The sequence below is a fragment of the Pseudomonas sp. SDO55104_S430 genome (assembly GCF_054070595.1).
Map to the genome: position 1 here is coordinate 14790 of NZ_JBSVXG010000034.1, position 24125 is coordinate 38914.

Consider the following 24125-nt stretch of genomic DNA (forward strand, 5'->3'; position numbering starts at 1 on the left):
CGCGCAAAACCCTGCGCTTGACCTCACCTTGTAGCCACTATATATAGCGGTGCCGCGTCAGGCGCCAACCGCCTTTCACTTCTAGAATTCAGGAATTTTCTGATCCATGGGCAAATCGCTGGTCATTGTGGAATCCCCGGCTAAGGCCAAGACCATCAACAAGTATCTGGGCAACCAATACGTGGTGAAGTCGAGTATCGGCCATATCCGAGACCTGCCCACCAGCGGTTCGGCTAGCGCCGCCAAAGAGCCTGCCGCCAAGCGCGGCAAGGCTGCTGGGGGCGAAGCGCCGGCGCTGTCGCCGAAAGAAAAGGCACGCAAGCAGCTGGTCGCTCGCATGGGGGTCGATCCCGATCATGGCTGGAAAGCCAAGTACGAGATCCTTCCAGGCAAGGAAAAGGTCATCGAAGAGCTGCGCCGGCTCGCCAAGGATGCTGACACCATCTATCTCGCAACCGACTTGGATCGCGAGGGGGAAGCCATTGCCTGGCACCTGCGCGAAGCCATCGGTGGGGACGACAGCCGCTACAAGCGGGTGGTGTTCAACGAAATCACCAAGAAAGCCATCCAGGAAGCCTTCTCCGAGCCTGGCGAGCTGGACATCGACCGTGTAAACGCCCAGCAGGCGCGTCGTTTCCTCGACCGCGTTGTGGGTTACATGGTTTCGCCGCTGCTCTGGGCCAAGATCGCTCGCGGCCTGTCTGCCGGTCGCGTGCAGTCGGTTGCGGTAAAGCTGGTGGTCGAGCGTGAGCGTGAAATCCGCGCGTTCATCCCGGAAGAGTACTGGGAAGTCCACGCTGACCTGGGCACCGCCAAAGGCGCATCCGTGCGTTTCGAAGTCGCTCGCGAGAAAGGCGAAGCCTTCAAGCCGCTGAACGAAGCCCAGGCCATGGCCGCGCTGGAAAAGCTCAAGGCTTCCAGCTACAGCATCGTCAAGCGTGAAGACAAACCGACCAGCAGCAAGCCGTCGGCACCGTTCATTACCTCCACCCTGCAACAGGCCGCGAGCAACCGCCTGGGCTTCGGTGTGAAGAAAACCATGATGATGGCCCAGCGTCTGTACGAAGCCGGCTACATCACTTATATGCGTACGGACTCCACCAACCTCTCGGCCGATGCCGTGGCGATGGCGCGTACTTATATTGAAGACGAATTCGGCAAGAAGTACCTGCCCGAAACTCCGAACGTCTACAGCAGCAAGGAAGGCGCACAAGAGGCTCACGAAGCGATTCGTCCTTCCGACGCCAATACCACGCCGGCCAAGCTGTCGGGCATGGAGCGCGATGCCGAGCGTCTCTACGAGCTGATCTGGCGCCAGTTCCTCGCTTGCCAGATGTTGCCTGCGCAATACCTGTCGACTACGGTCACCGTCGCTGCCGGCGACTTCGAGCTGCGTGCCAAGGGCCGTATCCTCAAGTTCGACGGCTACACCCGCGTGATGCCGCAAATCGCCAAGCCGGGCGATGATGACGTGCTGCCGGACATGGCCCAGGGCGATGCGATGAAGCTGATCCAGCTTGATCCGACCCAGCACTTCACCAAGCCGCCGGCGCGTTACTCCGAAGCCAGCCTGGTCAAGGAGATGGAAAAGCGCGGTATCGGTCGTCCTTCGACCTATGCGGCGATCATTTCCACCATCCAGGACCGCGGCTACGTGGCGCTGCACAACCGTCGTTTCTACTCGGAAAAGATGGGCGACATTGTCACCGAGCGTCTGGCCGAGAGCTTCTCCAACCTGATGGACTACGGCTTCACCGCCGGCATGGAAGAGCACCTCGATGACGTGGCCCAGGGCGAACGCGACTGGAAGAACGTACTGGACGAGTTCTACGGCGACTTCAAGAAGAAGCTCGAAGTGGCCGAGAGCCCGGACAACGGCATGCGTGCCAACCAGCCGGTCATGACCGACATTCCGTGCACCACCTGCGGTCGTCCGATGCAGATCCGTACCGCGTCGACCGGCGTGTTCCTCGGCTGCTCGGGCTACAGCCTGCCACCGAAAGAGCGCTGCAAGGCCACCGTCAACCTGGTGCCGGGCGATGAAATCGCCGCGGACGACGAAGGTGAGTCGGAATCGCTGGTACTGCGTGGCAAACACCGTTGCCCGATCTGCAGCACGGCGATGGATGCCTATCTGCTCGACGAGAAGCGCAAGCTGCACATCTGCGGTAACAACCCGGATTGCGCAGGCTACGAGATCGAGGAGGGCACTTATCGCATCAAGGGCTATGAAGGCCCGAGCCTGGAATGCGACAAGTGTGGCAGCGAGATGCAACTCAAGACCGGTCGTTTCGGCAAGTTCTTCGGTTGCACCAACCCGACCTGCAAGAACACCCGCAAACTGCTGAAGAGCGGTGATGCGGCGCCGCCGAAGATGGACCCGGTGAAGATGCCTGAGCTGAAATGCGAAAAGGTCAACGACACCTACATCCTGCGCGACGGTGCTTCCGGCCTGTTCCTGGCAGCCAGCCAGTTCCCGAAAAACCGCGAGACCCGTGCGCCGCTGGTGTCCGAGATCATCCCGCACAAGGACGAGATCGATCCGAAGTATCACTTCCTGTGTGAAGCACCGAAGAAAGATCCGGATGGCCTGCCTGCGGTGATCCGCTACAGCCGCAAGACCAAGGAGCAATACGTGCAGACCGAAGTCGACGGCAAGCCGACCGGCTGGAAAGCGTATTACGACGGTGGCAAGTGGACCGTTGAAGACAAGCGGCCTGCCGCAAAGTCTTGATCTGAGCTGAACCGAAAAGGCCGCATGTCACCATGCGGCCTTTTTTTGCGCTTGCGGTGGACTCGGTTGATCCCCGACACTGTTCGACCTGCGTGATGCATCATTTCGTTGTGGAGGCTGCCGTCATGGCCCACGAACTCTATACCCGTACCAACCAGAAGATTTATTTTGCCGGCCTTTCGCTGGAAGCGCTGGCCAAGGCTGAAGAGGCGCGGTCGATGAATTCCCTGGCGCTGATTCAGGCGGGTCGCGAATCGGCGTTGTTTCATCTGTATGGCGCCCTGTTGGGTCTGTGCCATGAAATCGCCGGGTTCTATCGCCTGCCACAGGCCAATTCCCAGCGCGCGGAAACGCTGCTGACTCGGGAAGTGCTGGAAACCATCGCCATTCCCGAATTGGCCGAGATGATCGAGCTGGCCAACAATCCAGAAACCTGGCTGGCCAGACTGCTCGCGGCCCACTCGGCGCTGTTCCAGCCGCCTCGTGCGCCCCGCAAGCCCAAGGGCGACGTCACGCAGCCTTTGATTCAGGCGGTGAACCTCGACGAAGAAGAAACGCCCGATGAGTTGAGCCGTGAAGAACTGGAGAGCTGGCGCCAGAACCTCAAGAGCCTGGCGCTGCGTTTTCGAGAAGGCTTGAACGAATGCTGAGGGTCAGGGGTCTTTGACGGGCGGCACGCAAAGGCTGCCATTCGAGGGAAGAGAGTTGTCGGAAATTTCTCTTCGTGGTGGCAGCTGGTCAAGATCCCGAGCGAAGCCCGATTGATGGCTATATAATCCCCGCCTTTCCTGGAGAACACACCTTTATGCCAACGTCCTTTTTAGAAATTGTCGAGTTACCAGACGGCCGAATCGAGCTGCGCAGGGCCGAGGACGAGGGTTCTCTGGTTACTTTGGATTTCTCGGAGGATGCCAAGGCGTTCCTGCAAGGCCAGCATGTCGAAGTCGCCAAGGCGATGCTGAGCGTTGGTGTGCAGATGGCCGGGCGCCTGGTTGAAGGCGAACTGGAAAAAGATGAGGGGCCGCGGGTCCTGCACTGATCCCGCCCGTCGGTTTCTGCCAATACCGCCACAGATCGGCTTCTCTGCCCCAGGAGAAGCCCTGCGCCGTTTCAGGCGCGACGTTAACCCAATCGAATATTCAGGCTTTGTGCGTCCCCGGTCCGGGCGGCGCTGATCAGTTGTTGGCGCGCGCTGGTGCTCAGCGGGTTGAGCCAGCTGACGACTGTATGACTGCGACCGAGACGCAAGGCTTCGCAGGTCAATTGCTGGGCGCTCTGGGTGCCACTCGGTTGCAGCAGCAGGATGCGTTCGCGATTGAGGCCGGCATCCCGAAGCCACGCCTGGGTCACGCTGGCGGGCGGGGCGATCAGGGTCAGCCAGCGTGCGTCCTTGTCCTGGCTCAGTTCCCTGAGGATCGGGGCCAGCAGGTTCAGGCAATTCCCCGCCGCACCACGTAGAGACAGCTCACTGAAGACCTCGGGTTCGGCGCTCCAGGGCGACTCGACCACTTCCTCCAGGATCGGCGCCAGAGGCTGGGCCAGGAATGCCTCGAACAGCAACGGCAGTTGGGCTTGCTGTGGTGATGTGTGCGGGAAATGCATAAAGCCTCCGTTAGCGGCGAATGACGCCGACACTCAAACCTTCGATCACCAGATCCTGATCCTTGAGGTTCACTTCGATAGGGGCGAGTTCCGGGTTCTCGGCGATCAGCCAGACCTTGCTGCCGTCACGCTTGAAGCGCTTGACGGTCACTTCATCGCCGATGCGCGCGACCACGATCTGGCCGTTGCGGGCCTCGCGAGTGGTGTGCACGGCCAGCAGGTCACCGTCGAAAATGCCCACGTCCTTCATGCTCATGCCGTGCACTCGCAACAGATAGTCGGCGCGGGGATGAAAGAAGGAAGGATTGATGTTGCAGGACTCTTCGACGTGCTGCTGGGCCAGGATCGGTGCGCCGGCAGCTACGCGTCCGATGATGGGCAGGGTGGAGTCGTCGGCCTTGGCTTCTAGGCCAGGGATACGGATGCCGCGGGACGCGCCCGGGGTCATTTCGATGGCGCCCTTGCGGGCCAGCGCCTTGAGGTGTTCTTCAGCAGCGTTTGGCGATTTGAAACCCAGTTCCTGAGCGATTTCCGCGCGGGTCGGAGGGTAGCCGTTGTCTTCCAGGCAGCGTTTGATGAAAGCCAGAATCTCGGCTTGGCGTGGCGTCAGCTTTAGCATATTGATCGCTCTGTTTTTTTATACAGTGACTGGGATTATATACAGTGAAGCGGTCTTGGCAATGCCCCTTTTTCTCCAGGCTGCCGGACGGTCGAGAAACCGGTGGATGGAAGCTTTGCGGTTGTATGGTTAAATGTCTGACCGACCATTCCCAAAACGAACTGCCAGACTTGACAAGACATAGCTTGAAACGTATGTTTCAAACAAGTGTTTGTCAGGCGGAGTAGCCATGGCCCAGTCGGAAACCGTTGAACGCATTCTCGATGCTGCCGAGCAGTTGTTCGCGGAAAAAGGTTTCGCCGAAACCTCATTGCGTCTGATCACCAGCAAGGCCGGTGTCAACCTGGCTGCGGTGAACTATCACTTCGGATCGAAAAAGGCGCTGATTCAAGCGGTCTTTTCGCGTTTTCTCGGGCCATTCTGCATCAGCCTCGATAAAGAGCTGGAGCGGCGCCAGGCCAAACCTGAAATCAAGCCTTCCCTCGAAGAACTGCTGGAAATCCTGGTCGAACAGGCTCTGGTGGTGCAGCCCCGCAGTGGCAACGATCTCTCGATCTTCATGCGCTTGCTCGGCCTGGCCTTCAGCCAGAGCCAGGGGCATTTGCGTCGTTATCTGGAAGACATGTACGGCAAGGTTTTCCGCCGTTACATGATGCTGGTAAACGAGGCTGCGCCGCGTATTCCGCCGATCGAGCTGTTCTGGCGCGTGCACTTCATGCTCGGTGCCGCTGCGTTCAGCATGTCGGGTATCAAGGCATTGCGTGCCATTGCCGAAACCGACTTCGGTGTGAACACCTCCATCGAGCAGGTCATGCGCCTGATGGTGCCGTTTCTCGCCGCCGGCATGCGCGCCGAGACCGGCGTCACCGACGCTGCCATGGCCGCGGCGCAATTGCGTCCACGTAGCAAATCGACACAGGTCGCCGCCAAGGTTTGACCCTGCACGGGTGGGCGCGGCAGCTGACATCCGTTAAGCTAGCCGCCCATGCCGACTCTCGTTCTGAATCCGCTTCCCACTGATATCGCCGACCTGCCGGGCACAGCCCACGGCGGCGAATCCGTGAGAGGCGGATTTTTCGTTATCAAGGAATCTCTATGACTGCTGGCCTGCAAGGCTCGTTGATGGTGGACGTCGCCGGTACCTGGCTGACGGCCGAAGATCGCCAATTGTTGCGCCAGCCCGAAGTGGGCGGCCTGATCATTTTTGCCCGCAACATCGAGCATCCGCGCCAGGTTCGCGAGTTGAGCGCGGCAATTCGCGCCATTCGCCCTGATCTGCTGCTGGCCGTGGATCAGGAAGGCGGGCGGGTCCAGCGCCTGCGTCAGGGCTTCGTGCGTCTGCCGGCCATGCGCGCCATTGCCGACAACCCCAACGCCGAATACCTGGCCGAGCAATGTGGCTGGATCATGGCCACCGAAGTCCTGGCCGTCGGCCTGGACCTGAGCTTCGCCCCGGTGCTGGACCTCGATCACCAGCGCAGCGCCGTGGTCGGCACCCGCTCGTTCGAAGGTGATCCGGAGCGCGCCGCGCTGCTGGCCGGCGCCTTCATACGCGGCATGAACAGCGCCGGCATGGCCGCAACCGGCAAGCATTTCCCGGGTCATGGCTGGGCCGAGGCCGATTCCCACGTGGCGATCCCGAATGACGAGCGTAGTCTCGACGAGATCCGCGCCAAGGATCTGGTGCCGTTCGCCAAACTGAGCAAGCAACTGGCCGCCGTCATGCCGGCTCACGTGATTTATCCACAGGTCGATGCGCAACCCGCCGGCTTCTCCCGTCGCTGGTTGCAGGACATCCTGCGCGGCGAGCTGCAATTTGACGGAGTGATCTTCAGCGACGACCTGTCCATGGCCGGCGCGCATGTGGTGGGCGATGCCGCCAGCCGCATCGAGGCGGCGCTGACGGCCGGCTGCGACATGGGCCTGGTGTGTAACGATCGCGCTGCCGCGGAGCTGGCGCTGAGCGCCGCGCAACGCCTGAAGGTCAAGCCGTCGGCGCGCATCGCGCGGATGCGCGGTCAGGCGCATGCCTGCACCGACTACCGTCAGGATCCTCGCTGGCTGGCCGCCGTTGGTTCGCTCAAAGAAGCTCAATTGATTGACTGAGGACAGGCTGCCATGACGGTTTACGCGATTATCGGTGGCACTGGCCTGACTCAACTCGAAGGCTTGAGTATTCGTCAGTCCCTGATGGTCGACACACCGTACGGCACGCCGTCGGCCGAGGTGCAGATCGGCGAGTACGCGGGCAAGGAAGTGCTGTTCCTTGCCCGTCACGGTCATCCGCACCGTTTCCCGCCGCACCAGGTGAACTACCGCGCCAACCTCTGGGCGTTGAAACAGGCAGGCGCCGAGGCGATTCTGGCGGTGAATGCGGTGGGCGGGATTCATGCGGCGATGGGCATCGGACATTTCTGCGTACCGCATCAGTTGATCGACTACACCTACGGTCGTCAGCACACCTACTTCGCTGATGACCTGGAGCAGGTCACCCACATCGATTTCAGCTATCCGTACAGCGAACCACTGCGCCAGCGGTTGATCGCGGCGCTGGCGGCCGAAGGTGTCGATTACAGCGCGCAGGGTGTGTACGCCTGCACCCAGGGCCCGCGTCTGGAAACCGTTGCCGAGATCGCCCGTCTGGAGCGTGATGGTTGCGACATCGTCGGCATGACCGGAATGCCGGAAGCGACATTGGCCCGTGAGCTGGAGCTGGATTACGCCTGCCTGGCGCTGGTGGTGAATCCGGCGGCGGGCAAGTCGACGTCGGTGATCACCATGGCCGAGATCGAACAGGCGCTGCTTGGCGGAATGGGCAAGGTGAAGTCGACGCTGGCTCGGGTACTCAAGGGCTGAGTTCGGCTGATCACCGAGTTGAATTCTTCGCGGGCAAGCCACGCTCCCACAGGTTTTGATGTCGATCACAAATATCAGGATCGACACAAAACCTGTGGGAGCGAGGCTTGCCCGCGAAAGCAATCTATCGGGCCCCACAAGCCTCAGCGCTTTTCGAGCTTATCCGGCAACGGCGCAAACAGCGCCTCGATATCATCGCTCTGCAACTTCCAGTCCCCAGCCTGACGCCCATCCAGAACACCGGCCGCGAGGTCGGATTTTTCTTTTTGCAGTAGCTGAATCTTCTCTTCCACTGTGCCACGGGCAATCAGCTTGTAGACGAACACCGGTTTTTCCTGGCCGATGCGATAGGCGCGGTCGGTGGCCTGGTGCTCGGTTGCCGGGTTCCACCACGGGTCGTAATGGATCACGGTGTCGGCTTCGGTCAGGTTCAAGCCGACGCCGCCGGCCTTCAGGCTGATCAGAAAGATCTGACGATTGCCGCTCTGGAAATCCTTCACCGGCGTACGCCGGTCGCGGGTCTGCCCGGTCAGCAGGGCGTAGGCCACGCCGCGTTTGTTCAGCTCGTCCTCGATCAAGGACAGCATCGAGGTGAACTGCGAGAACAGCAGGATGCGCCGGCCTTCTTCAAACAACTCCTCAAGCATTTCCATCAGGCTGTCGAGCTTGCCCGAAGTGCTGCCGCGGGCGGGCAGGGCGGCATCATTCACCAGACGCAGGTCACAGCACACCTGGCGCAGTTTCAGCAGCGCCTCGAGGATGATGATCTGGCTGCGGGCCACGCCTTTGCGGGTGATCTCGTCGCGAACTTTCTTGTCCATGGCCAGGCGCATGGTTTCGTACACATCGCGCTGGGCTTCGTTGAGCTCGACCCAGTGAATGATTTCGGTTTTCGGCGGCAGCTCGGTGGCGACCTGTTCCTTGGTCCGACGCAACAGGAACGGTTTGATCCGACCGTTGAGGTGCTGAAGTCTGACTTCGCTGGTGCGCTTTTCAATCGGCACCCGGTAATCGCGATTGAAGCTCTTCACATCCCCAAGCCAGCCCGGCAGCAGGAAGTGAAACAGCGACCACAGCTCACCCAGGTGATTTTCCAGCGGCGTGCCACTCAGGCACAGGCGCTGGCGTGCGTTGAGTTCGCGGGCGGCCTGCGCGGCCTTGCTGCCCGGGTTCTTGATGTATTGCGCCTCATCCAGTACCAGCACGTGCAGCGGCTGCTTGGCCAGGGCTTCGACATCCTTGGGCAACAGCGCGTAGGTGGTCAGGATCAGGTCGTAGTCGGCAAGGTTGTCGAAATGCTTCTTGCGACTGGCACCGTACAGCGCCAGCACCTTGAGCTGCGGGGTGAAGTGCGCGGCTTCGTCGAGCCAGTTGGGGATCAGGCTGGTGGGCATCACCACCATGCACGGCCGGTCGAGGCGTCCGGCGTTCTTTTCGCTGAGCACATGGGCCAGGGTTTGCAGGGTTTTGCCCAGGCCCATGTCGTCGGCGAGGATCCCGCCGACCTCCAGCTGACGCAGCGACTGCATCCAGCTCAGGCCTTCCAGCTGATACGGGCGCAAGGTCGCGTTCAGGCCTTCCGGCACGCTGGCGGTGTAGTCCTTGATGTCTCGCAGGCGCTGGGCAAAGGTGCGGATCTGATCGCCGCCTTCCCAGAGCAGTGGCAGGTCTTCCAGCGAGTTCAGGCGCGTGGCGTCGGCCCGGCTCAGGCGCAGCGTGGTTTCGCCGGGTTCTTGCAGATAGAACTCACCGAGGGTCGCCAGCACCGGTTTCAAACGGCCGAAGGGCAGGGCGACCTGCAGCGGGCCGTGCTCGGAGTTCGGGCGATTGGGGATGTTCACCAGGATCAGCTCGTCATCGCGACGACGGGCCAGGCGCTCCGGGTTGAGGATCTCCGTGTGCGAGCGCATCAGGTTCAACAGGATCGGCAACAGGCTCAGGCGTTCGCCGTTGACGATGATGCCCAGTTCCAGGTCGAACCAGTCGCGCTCCGGCGCCTGCTCGACCGTGGCGTACCAGTCGTCCACCGCCGTCAGGTCGAAACCGAAGTCCTCGTTGATCTGCAACTCCCAGCCCTGGGTGCGCAGCTTCGGCAGTTCGTTGAGGGTGAAGGTCAGCCAGGCGCTGTCGTTGACCATCTCGTACAGTTCGCCAGCGCTTTCAGGCAAAGCCTTGCTCTGCCGGGTGGCGATCCTGAAACCGAGAATGCGCAGTTGTTCCCTGTAGGACTGTTCCACTTCCGGGTGACGTTTTATCCGCAGCGTCTGTGTCTCCTGACGAATCAGGATGTCGGAGTTTTTCTGCCCGGAGACGTATTCGTCCAGATAACTGAAAGACAGCGCCGCGCGGTGCTGGATGTAACGCTGCATCCGCCCGTTGCGTGGTTCGAAGGCGCTGAACTCGATGCTTGCCAGCCACAGGCGCGGCACCGGCTGTACGTTATCCACCAGCACTTGCGGCGGCGCTTTCGGGCTGCGGTTTTCCAGCACGGCCTGAAGCTTTTCCAGCAGCTCGGCGTCCTTGGCGGCCGCCGGGTAATTGAGGGTTTCCTGCACTTGCAGCAAGACCGCCGCGCAATGTTTGCAGTTACTGTGGACGGGGCAGGAGCAGGTGGCGTCGATCATCAGCAACGTGCCTTTGGCCGACTCTCGCAGGCGAATGGTCTGACGGTAAACGTTACCGCCAGAGCCTTCGCATGCGGCGACGATGGTGGCGTCGCCGGCTTCGACGATCCTGACGCGGTTTTCCAGCGCGTAGCGTCGGCCGCGCTCCAGGCTCTGTTCCTTGAATCGGCTGACCCAGGAGGGTGCCAGGGGTTTGCTCAGGGTCGCGGACATAGGGGGCTCAATCAGTCCGGAATTTCTTCGGGGACTGGCCGAGGCGCAGGGGCGGTCAGCGAGGTGATCTTGATCAGCAGGCCGAGATGGCCGGCGTCGAGGAAGTTCAGCTGCCCGTTTTTGGTGTGGCTGTCGGTCTTCAGGCGCTCGCTGGCGGTGACCAGGCCGTCGTTGTCGATCTGGTTGACCCAGAAATCGGCTTCGACGTCGGTGAAACGGCCCTGTTTGATGCTCAATGTGCCCTCGATCGGAAATTGGCCGAACTGTTCCTTGCCGTCGCTGATCGCCACCTTGCTGGCCTGCTCGCCAAGGTTCTGTTGCCAGGCCTTGTGCAGCAACACCGTGTATTCATTGCTGGCGGTGAGCTTTTCCACCTCGCCGTTCAGGCTCGGGGTACGCAGGCTGTCGGGGTTGAGGCGTTGCGCGCCGGCATCCCAGTCTTCAGGCGCGGCGCGGCTGACGATCGCCGGCACGGCGTTCTGCCGCACCAGAATCATTTCAACCTGATACAGGTCATCGGCGAATACCGAAGGAGCGGCCAATGCCATCAATACAGTCAACGAGCGAAACAGGCGCATGCGGCGTCCTTCAAGCAGTTTTCGGGATGAGGCGCTCGAACAGCGCCTCTAACGTATTAAAGCGCTCTTCCGGGCGCTCCATCGGAACCATGAACTTGAAGATCGTGGCGCCTTCGAATTTGTAGCGTTTTGGCTGGCTCTGGATCAGTTTGATCAGCGTCAGGGGGTCGACCGGGGTCTGCGCCGCGAACTCGACACGACCGCCCTGCGGACCACCGTCGACTTTCTTGATGCCCAGCACTTCGGCCTGCAATTTCAGGGCGGTGATGCGCATCAGGTTCTTGGTCGGCTCCGGCAGCAGGCCGAAACGGTCGATCATCTCCACTTGCAGGTCCTTGAGGCCTTCCTCGTCGGTGGCCGAAGCGATGCGCTTGTAGAGAATCAGACGGGCATGAACGTCCGGCAGGTAGTCCTCGGGAATCAGCGCCGGTACACGCAGGTTGACTTCCGGACCGCCACCCAGCGGCTGGTCGAGATTCGGTTGCTCGCCCTTGCGGATCGCCTTCACGGCGCGCTCGAGCATTTCCATGTACAGGGTGAAGCCGACGGCCTGGATCTGTCCGCTCTGGCCATCGCCGAGCAACTCGCCAGCGCCGCGGATTTCCAGGTCGTTGGTGGCGAGCACGAAGCCTGCGCCGAGGTCCTGGGTATTGGCGATCGCCTCCAGGCGCTTCTCTGCGTCCGGAGTGATTTGCTGGCGCGGCGGCGTCAGCAGGTAGGCGTAAGCCTGGTGGTGACTGCGTCCGACCCGGCCGCGCAACTGGTGTAACTGCGCCAGGCCGAACTTGTCGGCACGCTCGATGATGATGGTGTTGGCGCTCGGCACGTCGATGCCGGTCTCGATGATGGTCGAAGCGATCAGCACGTTGAAGCGCTTGTGGTAGAAGTCGCTCATCACCTGTTCGAGTTCGCGCTCGCGCATCTGCCCGTGGCCGATGCCGATCCGCGCTTCCGGCACCAGTTCGGCCAGGTCGGCGGCACACTTCTCGATGGTCTTCACGTCGTTGTGCAGGTAGTAGACCTGGCCGCCACGCAGCAATTCACGCAGCAGCGCTTCCTTGACCGTGCTCTTGTTCTGTTCCATCACGAAGGTACGCACGGACAGGCGACGGGCCGGCGGCGTGGCGATGATCGACAGGTCGCGCATGCCCGAGACCGCCATGTTCAGCGTGCGCGGAATCGGCGTGGCGGTCAGGGTAAGAATGTCGACTTCGCTGCGCAGGGCCTTGAGCTGTTCTTTCTGGCGCACACCGAAGCGGTGTTCTTCGTCGATGATCACCAGCCCCAGGTTTTTGATTTTCACATCGTCCTGCAGCAGCTTGTGGGTGCCGATGACGATGTCGATCTTGCCTTCGGCCAGATCGGCCACGGCGGCATTCACTTCCTTGGCCGACTTGAAGCGGCTCATCACTTCCACAGTCACCGGCCAGTCGGCGAAGCGGTCGCGGAAGCTGTTGTAGTGCTGCTGGGCGAGCAGGGTGGTGGGCACCAGAATCGCCACTTGCCGGCCGCCATGGACGGCGATGAACGCCGCACGCATCGCCACTTCGGTCTTGCCGAAGCCGACGTCGCCGCAGACCAGCCGGTCCATCGGTTTCGGCGCGAGCATGTCTTCGCGCACGGCTTCGATGGCGGTTTGCTGATCGGGGGTTTCTTCGAACGGGAAGCCGGCGCTGAAGGTGGCGTAATCGGCTTTCGGGTCGGTGAAGGCATAGCCTTCGCGGGCCGCGCGGCGGGCATAAATGTCCAGCAGTTCGGCGGCCACGTCGCGCACCTGTTCGGCGGCCTTGCGCTTGGCTTTCTGCCAGGTCTCGGAGCCCAGGCGATGCAGTGGCGCCAGGGCGTCGTCGCTACCGGTGTAACGCGCGATCAGGTGCAGGTTGGCCACCGGCACGTAGAGCTTGGCGCCCTCGGCGTATTCCAGGGCGAGGAACTCGGCGGTCTGGTTGTCGATTTCCAGCGTCGCCAGGCCCAGGTAGCGACCGACGCCGTGATCGATATGCACCACCGGCGCGCCTTCGCGCAGCTCGGTGAGGTTCTTGATCACCGCATCGTTGTTGGCGTCGGCGCGTTTTTCGCGGCGACGGCGCTGCATCACGCGCTGGCCGAACAACGGGCTCTCGGCGACCAGCGCCAGGGCCGGGTCGTCCAGCAGCAAACCTTCATCCAGCGGCGCGATGGTGATCGCCAGGCGATCCTTGCCGGTGACAAAGTCCGGCCAGCTGTCGACGGTCTTCGGCCGCAGCTTCAGGCGCTCGAGCAATTCCAGCAGCACTTCGCGCCGGCCCGCGGACTCGGCGGTGAACAGAATGCGTCCGGGGAACTGGTCGAGGAATTCCGACAGTGCCGCCAGCGGCTGGGTGGCCTTGGCCTCGATGGCCAGGTTCGGCAGTTCCCGCGCCGGGAAACGTTCGCGGCCACCGCCGGTTTCCACGTCCTGCTGGCTGGCCACCACTCGCGGCCAGCTCTTGAGGCGCGCGAAGCAGTCTTCCACCGGCAGGAACAGCTCGGCGGGCGGCAATAAAGGACGAGAAGGGTCGACGCGCCGTTCTTCGTAACGATTGCGCACATCGTTCCAGAAGTTTTCCGCCGCCTGCTCGATGCCCGGCAACGAGAACACCTGGGTGTCCTGGGGCAGGTAATCGAACAGGGTCGAGGTTTCCTCGAAGAACAGCGGCAGGTAGTACTCGATGCCGGCGGGGGTAATCCCGCTGCTCAAATCCTGAAAGATCGGGCAGCGCCGGAAGTCGACGTCGAAGCGCTCGCGGAACCGCGCCTTGAAGCGGGTCACGGCTTCTTTCTGCAGCGGGAATTCCTTGGCCGGCAGCAGCTTGACCGAATCGACCTTGTCGATGGAGCGCTGGTTCTCCGGATCGAAGGTGCGCAGGGTTTCGATTTCGTCGTCGAACAGGTCGATGCGATAAGGCAGTTTGCTGCCCATCGGGAACAGGTCGATCAGCGAGCCACGGACCGTGAACTCGCCGTGTTCGTACACGGTATCGACATAGCGGTAACCGGTGGCTTCAAGCCGGGTGCGCATCTGCTCCACGTCGAGCTTCTGCCCGACATCCAGCACCAGGCTGCTGCCGAGCAGGAACTTGGTCGGCGCCAGGCGGTGCAGGGCGGTGGTGATCGGCACCACCAGCACGCCGTGGGCCAGTTCCGGCAGGCGATACAGGCTGGCGATGCGCTGGGAAATGATGTCCTGGTGCGGCGAGAACAGATCGTAGGGCAGGGTTTCCCAGTCGGGGAAATGCAGCACGGGCAAATCCGGGGCGAAGAAGCCCAGCTCCTGCTCCAGCCGTTCGGCACTCTGGCTATCGGCGGTAAGCAGCAGGGTAAAGCGCTTCGCAGCGCTGGCGGCCTCGGCGATGGCAAGGCTCAGGGAGGCACCGGGCAGGTTGCCCCAATGCTGTTTACCTGCCGCGGCAGGAAGATGCGGTAGACGCAGAACGGGCACGGAAGGTTGAGCTCCAAGCGTTGCGACAAAGTCGGTAATTGTAGCGGTCTGTGATGCCGGCTGTCAGTTGCTGATGTGTCTATTACGCGGCTGGGGCGAAATGTAGTGGTAATGACAAAATCGGGCGGTTTTTTGCTGAAAATCGTTGATTATGTAGTGGCAAAAACAACGGGTGTTACGGATGGTTACGGACAAGGCTGCGCTGTTCCCAAAAAATTGACGATGCTGAAAGGCCCGGTTTTACTGGGTTTCAGCCTGGCGTGATTTTTTTGAACGGAAAAATGTTACGGGCTGTACGACAAGCGCGCATTGCTACGCGTTGCACTCGGCGGCATAATGTAGCCCCTTTTTTCTGCCCCTACATGTGGAAGGTTCCCGTGACTCAGAAGCCCGACCAGTGTCTTGGTGAATGGATCGACCGTGAAGCACTCGCAGAAGCGATGATTCCGCTTATCGGTCAGCTCTACCGCAACAACAACGTGGTGAGCTCGATCTATGGCCGCAGCCTGATCAACCGTTCAGTCATCGCGATTCTCAAAGCTCACCGCTTTGCTCGTCACCGTCAGTCCGACGACACCGAACTGTCCGTCCACGAAACATTCCCGCTGCTAAAGGCGATGAGCGAGCTCAAGCTCGGCGCCGCTTCGGTAGACCTGGGCAAGCTGGCTTCCAAATTCAAGTCCGAAGGCAATGGCCGTACTGCCGAGCAGTTCGTCCGTGAAGAACTGGCCGACGTCGTTGGTCAGCAGAACGCCTCCGCTCGCAAAGGCACCGACGTTGTCCTTTACGGCTTCGGTCGTATCGGCCGCCTGCTGGCGCGCATCCTGATCGAGAAAACCGGTGGTGGCGACGGCCTGCGTCTGCGCGCCATCGTTGTCCGCAAGGGTTCCGAGAACGACCTGGTCAAGCGTGCCAGCCTGCTGCGCCGCGACTCGGTCCATGGTCCGTTCGATGGCACCATCACCATCGATGAAGCCAACAACACCATCACCGCCAACGGCAACCTGATCCAGGTGATCTACGCCAAGAGCCCGGCCGAAGTCGACTACACCCAGTACGGCATCGAAAACGCTCTGATCGTCGACAACACCGGTGTATGGCGTGACGCCGACGGCCTGGGCCAGCACCTGGCCTGCCCGGGCGCTGCCCGCGTGATCCTCACCGCACCTGGCAAGGGCGCGCTGAAGAACATCGTTCACGGCATCAACCATGGCGAAATCACCCCTGACGACAAGATCATCTCGGCCGCTTCCTGCACCACCAACGCCATCGTGCCGGTGCTCAAGGCAGTCAACGATCAATACGGCATCGTCAACGGTCACGTCGAAACCGTTCACTCGTTCACCAACGACCAGAACCTGATCGACAACTTCCACAAGGGCAGCCGTCGTGGCCGCGCCGCGCCGCTGAACATGGTAATCACCGAGACCGGTGCCGCCACCGCAGCCGCCAAGGCACTGCCAGTGCTCAAGGGCAAGCTGACCGGCAACGCGATTCGCGTACCTACGCCGAACGTGTCGATGGCCATCCTGAACCTGAACCTGGAAAAGGCCACTACCCGCGACGAAATCAACGAGTACCTGCGCCAGATGGCCATGCACTCGGATCTGCACAAGCAGATCGACTACGTCAGCTCCCAGGAAGTGGTTTCCACCGACTTCGTTGGCTCGCGCCACGCTGGCGTCGTGGATGCCGAAGCAACCATCACCCAGGATAACCGCGTCGTTCTGTACGTCTGGTACGACAACGAATTCGGTTACAGCTGCCAGGTGGTTCGCGTGATGGAAGACATGGCTGGTGTGAACCCGCCGTCGTTCCCGCGCTAAGCTTCAGCTGCTGAATGAAAACGCCCCGACTTGTTCGGGGCGTTTTTGTTTGTAGAGTTCACGCATTCTAAAATGTGGGAGCGGCGGTGCGACGATTCGACTTGCTCGCGAATGCGGTGTGCCAGTCAACATCACTCCTGACTGACACACCGCATTCGCGAGCAAGCCCGCTCCCACAGTTGTATTGCATAATGGCTGGCTTTGGTGGGGTGTCAGGAGGGGCATTTGTTGATAGGGCGATGGGGTGTTTTCCTGGTGCTTGCGGGCGCGTTGTCCGCCTGCGGCAACGACGACGCCATGGAAAGCTTCGGCGGCCCGACCATGGGTAGCACCTATTCGATCAAGTACGTGCGTCACGCCGGTCTGCCCAAGCCTGCGTTGGTTCAGGCCGAAGTGGAAAAGATCCTGGCCGATGTCGACCGCCAACTCTCGACCTATCGCAGCGACTCCGATATCGAACGCTTCAATCAGCTGCCCGCGAACCACTGTCAGCAGATGCCCGCATCAGTCCTCGAGCTGGTCCGCGTCGGCGAGCAGCTGTCGGTGCAGAGCGACGGCTCGTTTGATCTGACGGTGGAGCCGCTGCTCAATCTCTGGGGATTCGGTCCCCAGGCTCGCGAAGAAAAAATCCCCACAGCGCAGGCGCTGTCCGAAACCCGGCAGCGCGTCGGCCATGCGCATCTGCGTATCGACGGTGACCAGTTGTGCAAGGACGCCGCCGTGGAAGTCGATTTCAACAGCATCGCCGCCGGCTACGCGGTGGACCTGATCGCGGCCAGGCTCGAAGCGCTGGGCATCCACAATTACCTGGCCGAAGCTACCGGCGAACTCAAGGCTGCAGGCAGAAAACTCGACGGCTCGCCGTGGCGTATTGCTTTGGAAGAACCACGCGACGATCAACAGGTCGCCGAGCGCATTGTCGCCATCGACGGTTACGGCCTGTCCACCTCAGGCGATTACCGCAATTACTTCAATCAGGACGGCCAGCGTTATTCCCATACCTTCGATGCCCGCACCGGTGCGCCGGTCTCGCACACCCTGGCGTCCGTCACGGTGATTCATCCTTCAGCGGTGTTGGCCGATGGCCTGTCGACGCTGTTGCTGATTCTCGGCCCGGAGCGCGGTTGGGATTACGCGGAAAAACACGATATCGGCGCATTTTTTGTGATTCGTGCCGATACAGGATTCGTCACACGAACCAGTCACGCTTTCGAGCGCCTCGCCGGCGGCAAAACCGAGTGATTGCGGCGATTCGAGCATCGAAGGCTGGCGTTGTCGTGCAGGCAAAACTAGCCTACGACGCGACCAAGGGTTAATGTGCGCGGCGATGACGCTTCTATAGACTGTGTCCGGGTTCTGTATTGGCCCCAAATTGTTCCTTCACGCCACTGACTGGCGTGATTTAGCCGCAGGTGCCGATGGCGCCGCGGCCTGTTCTGAGGAGTACGCATGGCTGTCTACAACTACGACGTGGTGGTGCTGGGTTCCGGTCCGGCGGGAGAAGGCGCGGCAATGAACGCCGCCAAGGCAGGGCGCAAGGTGGCGATGGTCGATAGCCGTCGCCAGGTCGGCGGCAACTGCACCCACCTGGGTACCATCCCGTCCAAGGCCCTGCGTCACTCGGTCCGGCAGATCATGCAGTTCAACACCAACCCGATGTTCCGGGCCATTGGTGAGCCGCGCTGGTTCTCGTTCCCGGACGTGCTCAAAAGCGCCGAGAAAGTCATCTCCAAACAAGTCGCCTCGCGTACCGGCTACTACGCCCGTAACCGCGTCGACGTGTTCTTCGGGACCGGCAGCTTCGCCGACGAGCAAACCATCGAAGTGGTCTGCGCCAACGGCGTGGTCGAGAAACTGGTGGCCAAGCACATCATCATCGCCACCGGCTCGCGCCCGTATCGCCCGGCCGACATCGATTTCCACCACCCGCGTATCTACGATAGCGACACCATCCTCAGCCTGGGCCACACCCCGCGCAAACTGATCGTCTACGGCGCCGGTGTGATCGGTTGCGAATACGCCTCGATCTTCAGCGGTCTGGGGGTTCTGGTCGAGCTGGTGGACAACCGTGGTCAGTTGCTGAGCTTCCTCGACTCGGAAATTTCCCAGGCGCTGAGCTACCACTTCAGCAACAACAACATCACCGTTCGCCACAACGAAGAGTACGACCGCGTCGAAGGCGTGGACAACGGCGTGATCCTGCACCTCAAGTCCGGCAAGAAGATCAAGGCCGACGCCTTGCTCTGGTGTAACGGCCGTACCGGCAACACCGATCAGCTGGGTCTGGAAAACATCGGCGTGAAGGTCAACAGCCGTGGCCAGATCGAAGTCGACGAAAACTACCGTACCGGCATCCAGAACATTTACGGCGCGGGAGATGTGATCGGCTGGCCGAGCCTGGCCAGTGCCGCCCACGACCAGGGCCGTTCGGCCGCTGGCAGCATTGTCGACAACGGCAGCTGGCGTTTCGTGAATGACGTGCCGACCGGCATCTACACCATTCCGGAGATCAGCTCGATCGGCAAGAACGAGCAGGAACTGACCCAGGCGAAGGTGCCGTACGAAGTGGGCAAGGCCTTCTTCAAGAGCATGGCGCGCGCGCAGATCGCCGGCGAGCCGCAAGGCATGCTGAAGATCCTGTTCCACCGCGAAACTCTGGAAGTGCTGGGCGTGCACTGCTTCGGCTACCAGGCTTCGGAGATCGTGCACATCGGCCAGGCGATCATGAACCAGCCGGGCGAGCTCAACACCCTGAAGTATTTCGTCAACACGACGTTCAACTACCCGACCATGGCCGAAGCCTACCGGGTAGCGGCATACGACGGCCTCAACCGGCTTTTTTGAGCGGCTCCGGCCGGTGGCCTGAGCCGGCCGGGGAGACCGATTTCAGCAATTCTCGAGGGTGGCAGTGGCCAAACCGGGAAAGTCTGTAATCAGGCTGTCAACGCCGAAGTCGGCGAGTCTGCGCATCAGCGCAGGCTCGTTGACGGTCCACACCGACACATGCAGCCCCTGACGCTGCGCCTTCTGCAGGCGTTCCGGCGTACACAGGGTCCAGTTCAGCGCCAGAATCTCGCAGCCATAGCTTGCCGCGACCTTCAACGGGTCGAGCCAGGCGTATTCGGCTACCAGTCCGCGGGACACATCCGGCACCAGATCCAGTGCGGCTTTCAATACCTCCCGTGAACTCGAGGTGATGGTTACCTTGTCCAGCAGGCCGTGACGCTGCGCCATTTCACGAATCGCCAGCACAGTGGTCGCCGCGCGGGTGCGTGAAGCGCTCTTGACCTCCAGTTGCCAGTGCTCGAAATCGCATTTTTCGAACAGTTCTTCCAGCGTCGGAATCGGACATGGCTTGATCCAGCCCGGGCCGCCCTTGCGCGCGTCGTAGGTCTTGAGCTCCGCCGCCGTGTGCTCCACGACCTTGCCGCGCCGGTCGGTGGTGCGCTTGAGCGTCGGGTCGTGGATGACCATCAGCTCGCCATCCATGGACAGGTGCAGGTCCAGTTCGCAGCGGCGTACGCCGTGCTTGAGACATTCCTGAAAGCTGGTCAGGGTGTTTTCCGGTGCTTCGCCCTTGGCGCCGCGATGGCCGTAGATGAGGGTCACGGTTCTTCCTTAATTTAAATGCCTGAGTCGAGTTGTTCGCGGGCCAGACGTCGTTCCTGGGCCTGCTTTTGCAAGATGTGGCGGGCGAGCAGTTGGCGCTGGGCATCGGTCAGGTGTTCGAACTCGGTGCCGACGTCGTAGCTCTCGCCCTTGCGGTCGCAGTGGATGACGCGGGCGCGCAGCAACAGGCCAAGGGCCTGGGGCATCAGCACCAGCTTGACCGACAGGAGTGAGTCGGCTGCAATCGGGGTAGGGTGCCGGAACTCGAGGCCGCCCTCGGAAACGACCACCGGCTGCGGCTCGCCGATCTGGCCAAGCACGGTGATGGCGATCACCTGGCTAAGCAGATCGATGCGTTTGTTCTGGGATTTGAGAAAGGCAGCGAGGTTGCGGTCGCGTTCGCTGATCTGGCGCAACAGGTGTTGCGACTCGAATTCGCTCAGGTGCAATTCGCTGAGCAGATTGAAGAGTGGGGAAGCATCCTGCAACACTTCCTGGCCTGCGGCCTCGGCGGCGGACAGGGGCCGAATTTCCAGTGCGATCATGTCCTCGATACGGTAGTATTCGCGGCGATCTTCTTCATCTAATGTCGACATGGCGAACCCATGGTAGCGGCGGTGGTCTGAGTGTAAAGCTGGTTATCGACCCCCGCCACAAGGACGTTCCTTTTCCCTCCGAACAAGCCCCGACATGTTCAGACCTCTCTTCGTATTTATCGGCACGCGTTACACCCGTGCAAAGCGTCGCAATCACTTCGTGTCATTCATTTCCCTGACTTCGATGATCGGGCTCGCTCTGGGCGTGGTCGTGATGATCGTGGTGCTATCGGTGATGAACGGCTTCGATCATGAGATGCGCACCCGTGTGCTGGGCATGGTGCCCCACGCGACCATCGAGTCCGCCGAGCCGATCAGCGACTGGCAGGGTCTCGCCACCAAGGTCAAGCAGAACCCGCAGGTCACGGCCGTGGCGCCGTTTACGCAAATGCAGGGTTTGCTGACCAATAACGGCAAGGTTTCCAAGGTCCTGCTCAATGCCATCGACCCGGCGCTGGAGCGTCAGGTTTCGATCATCGATAACTTCATGCAGCAGGGCAAACTCGACGACCTCAAGCCCGGCGAGTTCGGTATCGTCATCGGCGACAAGGCGGCGGCCAAGCTCGGTGCGGCCATCGGCGACAAGCTGACCTTCGTCGCGCCGGAAGTCACCGTGACCCCGGCCGGGATGTTCCCGCGCATGAAGCGCTTCACTGTGGTCGGCATCTTCCATGTCGGCGCCGGAGAAATCGACGGCTACCTGGGCATCACCAATCTTCAGGATCTGGCGCGCCTGCATCGCTGGAAGCCGGATCAGGTCCAGGGCATTCGCCTGAAGTTCGACGATCTGTTCCAGGCGCCGCGCACCGCGTGGAACATCGCCCGTGAACTGGGCGAAGATCATTACTACGCCCGGGACTGGACCCGCACCCACGGCAACCTGTATCAGGCGATCCGCATGGAAAAAGCCATGATCGGCCTGCTGTTGCTGCTGATCGTCGCCGTCGCCGCGTTCAACATCATTTCCACACTGGTGATGGTGGTCAATGACAAGAAGAGCGACATCGCGATCCTGCGTACCCTCGGCGCCACGCCGGGGACCATCATGCGCACGTTCATGGTCCAGGGCACGGTGATCGGCGTGGTCGGTACCGCCATCGGCGCGGTGCTCGGGATCTTCGCCGCGCTGAATGTCAGCGCCGCGATCTCGGCGCTCGAAGGCCTGATCGGTCACAAGTTCCTCAACGCCGATGTGTACTTCATCGATTACCTGCCGTCGCAGGTGCAGAGCCAGGACGTGATCATGGTCTGCTCCGCGGCGTTGGTCCTGAGTTTCCTCGCCACCCTGTATCCAGCCTGGCGTGCCGCGCGCACCCAGCCGGCGGAGGCGCTACGTTATGAGTGAGTCGCGCATGAGTGATAAAGCAATCCTGAGCTGCCGCAACCTGGGCAAGTCCTACGAGGAAGGCCCGGAGTCGGTGGAAGTGCTGGCCGGTCTGCAGCTGGAGCTGCACCCGGGCGAGCGCGTGGCGATCATCGGCAAGTCGGGCTCGGGCAAAAGTACCTTGCTCAACCTGCTCGGCGGCCTCGACACGCCAACCCAGGGCAGCGTCTGGCTCGACGGTGAAGAACTGTCGGCCCTGAGCGAGAAGAAGCGCGGCCTGCTGCGTAACCGTGCGCTGGGCTTCGTCTACCAGTTCCACCACTTGCTGCCCGAGTTCACCGCGCTGGAAAACGTCTGCATGCCGCTGCTGATCGGCAAGACCGCGATCCCGGAAGCGCGCCAGCGGGCCACCGCGTTGCTGGAGCGGGTAGGGCTGGGCCATCGCCTGGAGCACAAGCCGGCTGAGTTGTCCGGTGGCGAACGCCAGCGCGTGGCCATCGCCCGTGCGCTGGTGAACAAGCCTGGCCTGGTAATGCTCGACGAGCCGACCGGCAACCTCGATCTGCACACGGCCGAAGGCATTCAGGAGTTGATGCTGGAACTCAGCACCTCGATGCGCACGGCGTTCCTGGTCGTGACCCACGACATGAACCTGGCTCGCCAGATGGACCGCGTCCTGCATTTGCAGGAAGGTCGCCTGACGCCTATCTGACTGGTCGAAACCCGACGTGACTGAACAGTGCGTCGGGTCTTTTTGTTTTTATACGGTGCCCCAGCGAATGTTCAGACCGTTATCGATCTTTATCGGCACGCGCTATACCCGCGCCAAGCGCCGCAATCGCTTTGTCTCCTTTATCTCGATGACCTCGATGATCGGCCTCGCCCTGGGCGTGCTGGCGATGATCGTGGTGTTGTCGGTGATGAACGGCTTCCAGCGCGAAATGAGCTCGCGCATCCTCGGCATGGTGCCCCACGCGACCATCGTTGGAGTCAACCCGATTGACGATTGGCAACCGGTCGCGGCGGCCGCGATGAAAAATCCGGAAGTTACGGCGGCCGTACCGTTCACCGAAATGGAAGGCATGCTCTCCTACAAGGGCACGATGCAGCCGATCCAGGTCAGCGGCGTCGATCCGGCGCTGGAAGGTCAGGTGTCCATCGTTGCCAAGCACATCGTTCAGGGGCGTCTGGATGCCTTGAAGCCGGGTGAATTCGGTGTGGTGATCGGCGAGATCACCGCGCGCCGCTTCCGCCTGAACGTCGGCGACAAGATCACTCTGATCGTGCCGGAAGTCAGCACCGCGCCGGGCGGCATCACTCCGCGCATGCAGCGCTTGAATGTGGTCGGCGTGTTCAAGGTCGGTGCCGAGCTGGACGGTTCTATGGCGCTGATCCATGTCGCGGACGCCGCGCAGATGCAGCACTGGGAGCCGAATCAGGTGCAGAGCGTGCGCCTGGCGGTGAAGGACCTGTACGCGGCGCCTCAGGTCTCGAGCGCCATCGCCACGGGCCTGGGCGAGGCGTACAAGGCTGACGACTGGACCCACACCCAGGGCAGCCTGTTCAGCGCGATGAAAATGGAAAAGACCATGATCGGTCTGTTGTTGCTGCTGATCGTCGCTGTAGCGGCGTTCAACATCATCGCGACTCTGATCATGGTGGTGAACGACAAGGGCGCGGACATCGCGATCCTGCGCACCATCGGCGCCACACCACGGCAGATCATGGCGATCTTCATGGTTCAGGGCACGGTGATCGGGATCGTTGGCACGCTGATCGGCGGCATCCTCGGGGTGATTGCGGCGTTGAACGTCAGCGAGATGGTGGGTTGGGTCGAGCGGGTTACCGGCCAGCACATCTTCAGTTCCGATGTGTATTTCGTCAGCAACCTGCCTTCCGAGTTGCAGGGTGGGGATGTGGCGTTGATCTGCACGGCGGGGTTTGTGATGAGCTTTTTGGCCACGGTTTATCCGGCGTGGCGGGCGGCGAAGGTTGAGCCTGCGCATGCGTTGCGGTATTCGTAATCTCTGAAATCGCCTTCGCGGGCAAGCCTCGCTCCTACAGCACTCACGCAAAACACTGTA

At 61.4% G+C, this 24125-nt stretch carries 20 protein-coding genes; 13 read left to right on the forward strand and 7 right to left on the reverse strand.

The genetic code is table 11. The annotated features are described in order from the left end of the window. Positions 1-106: 106 nt before the first annotated feature. From topA to ACW9JE_RS09065, 3 genes are all read left to right on the forward strand, one after another. On the forward strand, positions 107-2734 hold the full coding sequence (topA, locus tag ACW9JE_RS09055; protein ID WP_224533890.1) for a type I DNA topoisomerase: 2628 nt from the start codon (positions 107-109) through the stop codon (positions 2732-2734). Positions 2735-2859: 125 nt separating this feature from the next. Next, the gene (locus tag ACW9JE_RS09060; protein WP_224533889.1) at positions 2860-3384 is read left to right on the forward strand and encodes a DUF6586 family protein; all 525 of its coding nucleotides are present in this window, start codon (positions 2860-2862) and stop codon (positions 3382-3384) included. Between the two features lie 155 nt (positions 3385-3539). Further along, on the forward strand, positions 3540-3773 hold the full coding sequence (locus ACW9JE_RS09065) for a hypothetical protein (RefSeq protein WP_224533888.1): 234 nt from the start codon (positions 3540-3542) through the stop codon (positions 3771-3773). 83 nt (positions 3774-3856) lie between these two features. Here the strand turns inward: ACW9JE_RS09065 and sulA are convergent, their stop codons facing one another. Beyond that, positions 3857-4336, reverse strand: coding sequence for an SOS-induced cell division inhibitor SulA (gene sulA, locus ACW9JE_RS09070; RefSeq protein ID WP_224533887.1), 480 nt, complete (start codon positions 4334-4336; stop codon positions 3857-3859). Between the two features lie 10 nt (positions 4337-4346). Further along, complete coding sequence (lexA, locus tag ACW9JE_RS09075) at positions 4347-4955, reverse strand: transcriptional repressor LexA (protein WP_457432554.1); 609 nt, start codon at positions 4953-4955, stop codon at positions 4347-4349. 229 nt (positions 4956-5184) lie between these two features. Here lexA and psrA point away from each other — a divergent pair, with 229 nt between their 5' ends. From psrA to ACW9JE_RS09090, 3 genes are all read left to right on the forward strand, one after another. After that, complete coding sequence (psrA, locus tag ACW9JE_RS09080; protein WP_175377992.1) at positions 5185-5892, forward strand: transcriptional regulator PsrA; 708 nt, start codon at positions 5185-5187, stop codon at positions 5890-5892. A 170-nt stretch (positions 5893-6062) separates the two neighbouring features. Continuing rightward, positions 6063-7061 (forward strand): beta-N-acetylhexosaminidase, encoded by a 999-nt coding sequence (nagZ, locus tag ACW9JE_RS09085; RefSeq protein WP_224533919.1) that lies wholly within the window; start codon positions 6063-6065, stop codon positions 7059-7061. Between the two features lie 12 nt (positions 7062-7073). Next, the gene (locus tag ACW9JE_RS09090; protein WP_457432555.1) at positions 7074-7811 is read left to right on the forward strand and encodes an S-methyl-5'-thioinosine phosphorylase; all 738 of its coding nucleotides are present in this window, start codon (positions 7074-7076) and stop codon (positions 7809-7811) included. A 143-nt stretch (positions 7812-7954) separates the two neighbouring features. Here ACW9JE_RS09090 and ACW9JE_RS09095 read toward each other — a convergent pair whose 3' ends face one another. Genes ACW9JE_RS09095 through mfd form a run of 3 tightly spaced genes read right to left on the reverse strand, consistent with a single transcriptional unit; the run spans position 7955 to position 14686 of the window. Continuing rightward, a complete protein-coding gene (locus ACW9JE_RS09095) occupies positions 7955-10648 on the reverse strand; it encodes an SNF2-related protein (RefSeq protein ID WP_457432556.1) in 2694 nt (897 codons plus the stop codon). 11 nt (positions 10649-10659) lie between these two features. Then, positions 10660-11226, reverse strand: a complete 567-nt coding sequence (locus tag ACW9JE_RS09100; protein ID WP_457432557.1) for a CsiV family protein — start codon at positions 11224-11226, stop codon at positions 10660-10662. Positions 11227-11236: 10 nt separating this feature from the next. Then, positions 11237-14686, reverse strand: a complete 3450-nt coding sequence (gene mfd, locus ACW9JE_RS09105; RefSeq protein ID WP_457432558.1) for a transcription-repair coupling factor — start codon at positions 14684-14686, stop codon at positions 11237-11239. Positions 14687-14797: 111 nt separating this feature from the next. Between mfd and ACW9JE_RS09110 the strand changes: the two genes are divergently transcribed. The 4 genes from ACW9JE_RS09110 (at position 14798) to sthA (ending at position 19356) form a co-directional block, all read left to right on the forward strand. Then, a complete protein-coding gene (locus ACW9JE_RS09110) occupies positions 14798-14950 on the forward strand; it encodes a hypothetical protein (protein ID WP_457432559.1) in 153 nt (50 codons plus the stop codon). A 98-nt stretch (positions 14951-15048) separates the two neighbouring features. Further along, the gene (locus tag ACW9JE_RS09115; protein ID WP_224533881.1) at positions 15049-16512 is read left to right on the forward strand and encodes a glyceraldehyde-3-phosphate dehydrogenase; all 1464 of its coding nucleotides are present in this window, start codon (positions 15049-15051) and stop codon (positions 16510-16512) included. A 255-nt stretch (positions 16513-16767) separates the two neighbouring features. Beyond that, positions 16768-17754: an FAD:protein FMN transferase gene (locus ACW9JE_RS09120; protein WP_457432561.1), complete on the forward strand. Its 987-nt coding sequence runs from the start codon at positions 16768-16770 to the stop codon at positions 17752-17754. A 207-nt stretch (positions 17755-17961) separates the two neighbouring features. Further along, complete coding sequence (gene sthA, locus ACW9JE_RS09125) at positions 17962-19356, forward strand: Si-specific NAD(P)(+) transhydrogenase (protein ID WP_020798487.1); 1395 nt, start codon at positions 17962-17964, stop codon at positions 19354-19356. A 42-nt stretch (positions 19357-19398) separates the two neighbouring features. On the opposite strand, the gene ACW9JE_RS09130 is transcribed toward sthA, so the two are convergent. Then, complete coding sequence (locus ACW9JE_RS09130; protein WP_224533879.1) at positions 19399-20121, reverse strand: glycerophosphodiester phosphodiesterase; 723 nt, start codon at positions 20119-20121, stop codon at positions 19399-19401. A 14-nt stretch (positions 20122-20135) separates the two neighbouring features. Then, entirely contained in the window at positions 20136-20717 is a 582-nt protein-coding gene (locus tag ACW9JE_RS09135) for a PilZ domain-containing protein (RefSeq protein ID WP_457432560.1), read from the reverse strand. A 94-nt stretch (positions 20718-20811) separates the two neighbouring features. Here ACW9JE_RS09135 and ACW9JE_RS09140 point away from each other — a divergent pair, with 94 nt between their 5' ends. The 3 genes from ACW9JE_RS09140 (at position 20812) to ACW9JE_RS09150 (ending at position 24065) form a co-directional block, all read left to right on the forward strand. After that, positions 20812-22062 carry a lipoprotein-releasing ABC transporter permease subunit gene (locus tag ACW9JE_RS09140; RefSeq protein ID WP_224533877.1) on the forward strand — a complete coding sequence of 417 codons (1251 nt, stop codon included), beginning with the start codon at positions 20812-20814 and terminating at the stop codon, positions 22060-22062. 7 nt (positions 22063-22069) lie between these two features. Next, the gene (lolD, locus tag ACW9JE_RS09145) at positions 22070-22753 is read left to right on the forward strand and encodes a lipoprotein-releasing ABC transporter ATP-binding protein LolD (RefSeq protein ID WP_224533876.1); all 684 of its coding nucleotides are present in this window, start codon (positions 22070-22072) and stop codon (positions 22751-22753) included. A 67-nt stretch (positions 22754-22820) separates the two neighbouring features. Next, entirely contained in the window at positions 22821-24065 is a 1245-nt protein-coding gene (locus tag ACW9JE_RS09150; RefSeq protein WP_224533875.1) for a lipoprotein-releasing ABC transporter permease subunit, read from the forward strand. Positions 24066-24125 lie beyond the last annotated feature (60 nt).

Bases quoted from the DNA above. Each gene is read 5' to 3' on its own strand.
- ACW9JE_RS09140 (WP_224533877.1), top strand. From the start codon at position 20,812: ATGTTCAGACCTCTCTTCGTATTTATCGGCACGCGTTACACCCGTGCA.
- ACW9JE_RS09110 (WP_457432559.1), top strand. From the start codon at position 14,798: ATGACAAAATCGGGCGGTTTTTTGCTGAAAATCGTTGATTATGTAGTG.
- ACW9JE_RS09135 (WP_457432560.1), bottom strand. From the start codon at position 20,717: ATGTCGACATTAGATGAAGAAGATCGCCGCGAATACTACCGTATCGAG.
- ACW9JE_RS09100 (WP_457432557.1), bottom strand. From the start codon at position 11,226: ATGCGCCTGTTTCGCTCGTTGACTGTATTGATGGCATTGGCCGCTCCT.
- ACW9JE_RS09065 (WP_224533888.1), top strand. From the start codon at position 3,540: ATGCCAACGTCCTTTTTAGAAATTGTCGAGTTACCAGACGGCCGAATC.
- sulA (WP_224533887.1), bottom strand. From the start codon at position 4,336: ATGCATTTCCCGCACACATCACCACAGCAAGCCCAACTGCCGTTGCTG.
- lolD (WP_224533876.1), top strand. From the start codon at position 22,070: ATGAGTGATAAAGCAATCCTGAGCTGCCGCAACCTGGGCAAGTCCTAC.
- ACW9JE_RS09060 (WP_224533889.1), top strand. From the start codon at position 2,860: ATGGCCCACGAACTCTATACCCGTACCAACCAGAAGATTTATTTTGCC.
- ACW9JE_RS09150 (WP_224533875.1), top strand. From the start codon at position 22,821: ATGTTCAGACCGTTATCGATCTTTATCGGCACGCGCTATACCCGCGCC.
- ACW9JE_RS09095 (WP_457432556.1), bottom strand. From the start codon at position 10,648: ATGTCCGCGACCCTGAGCAAACCCCTGGCACCCTCCTGGGTCAGCCGA.
- ACW9JE_RS09090 (WP_457432555.1), top strand. From the start codon at position 7,074: ATGACGGTTTACGCGATTATCGGTGGCACTGGCCTGACTCAACTCGAA.
- ACW9JE_RS09115 (WP_224533881.1), top strand. From the start codon at position 15,049: ATGTGGAAGGTTCCCGTGACTCAGAAGCCCGACCAGTGTCTTGGTGAA.
- sthA (WP_020798487.1), top strand. From the start codon at position 17,962: ATGGCTGTCTACAACTACGACGTGGTGGTGCTGGGTTCCGGTCCGGCG.
- lexA (WP_457432554.1), bottom strand. From the start codon at position 4,955: ATGCTAAAGCTGACGCCACGCCAAGCCGAGATTCTGGCTTTCATCAAA.
- topA (WP_224533890.1), top strand. From the start codon at position 107: ATGGGCAAATCGCTGGTCATTGTGGAATCCCCGGCTAAGGCCAAGACC.
- psrA (WP_175377992.1), top strand. From the start codon at position 5,185: ATGGCCCAGTCGGAAACCGTTGAACGCATTCTCGATGCTGCCGAGCAG.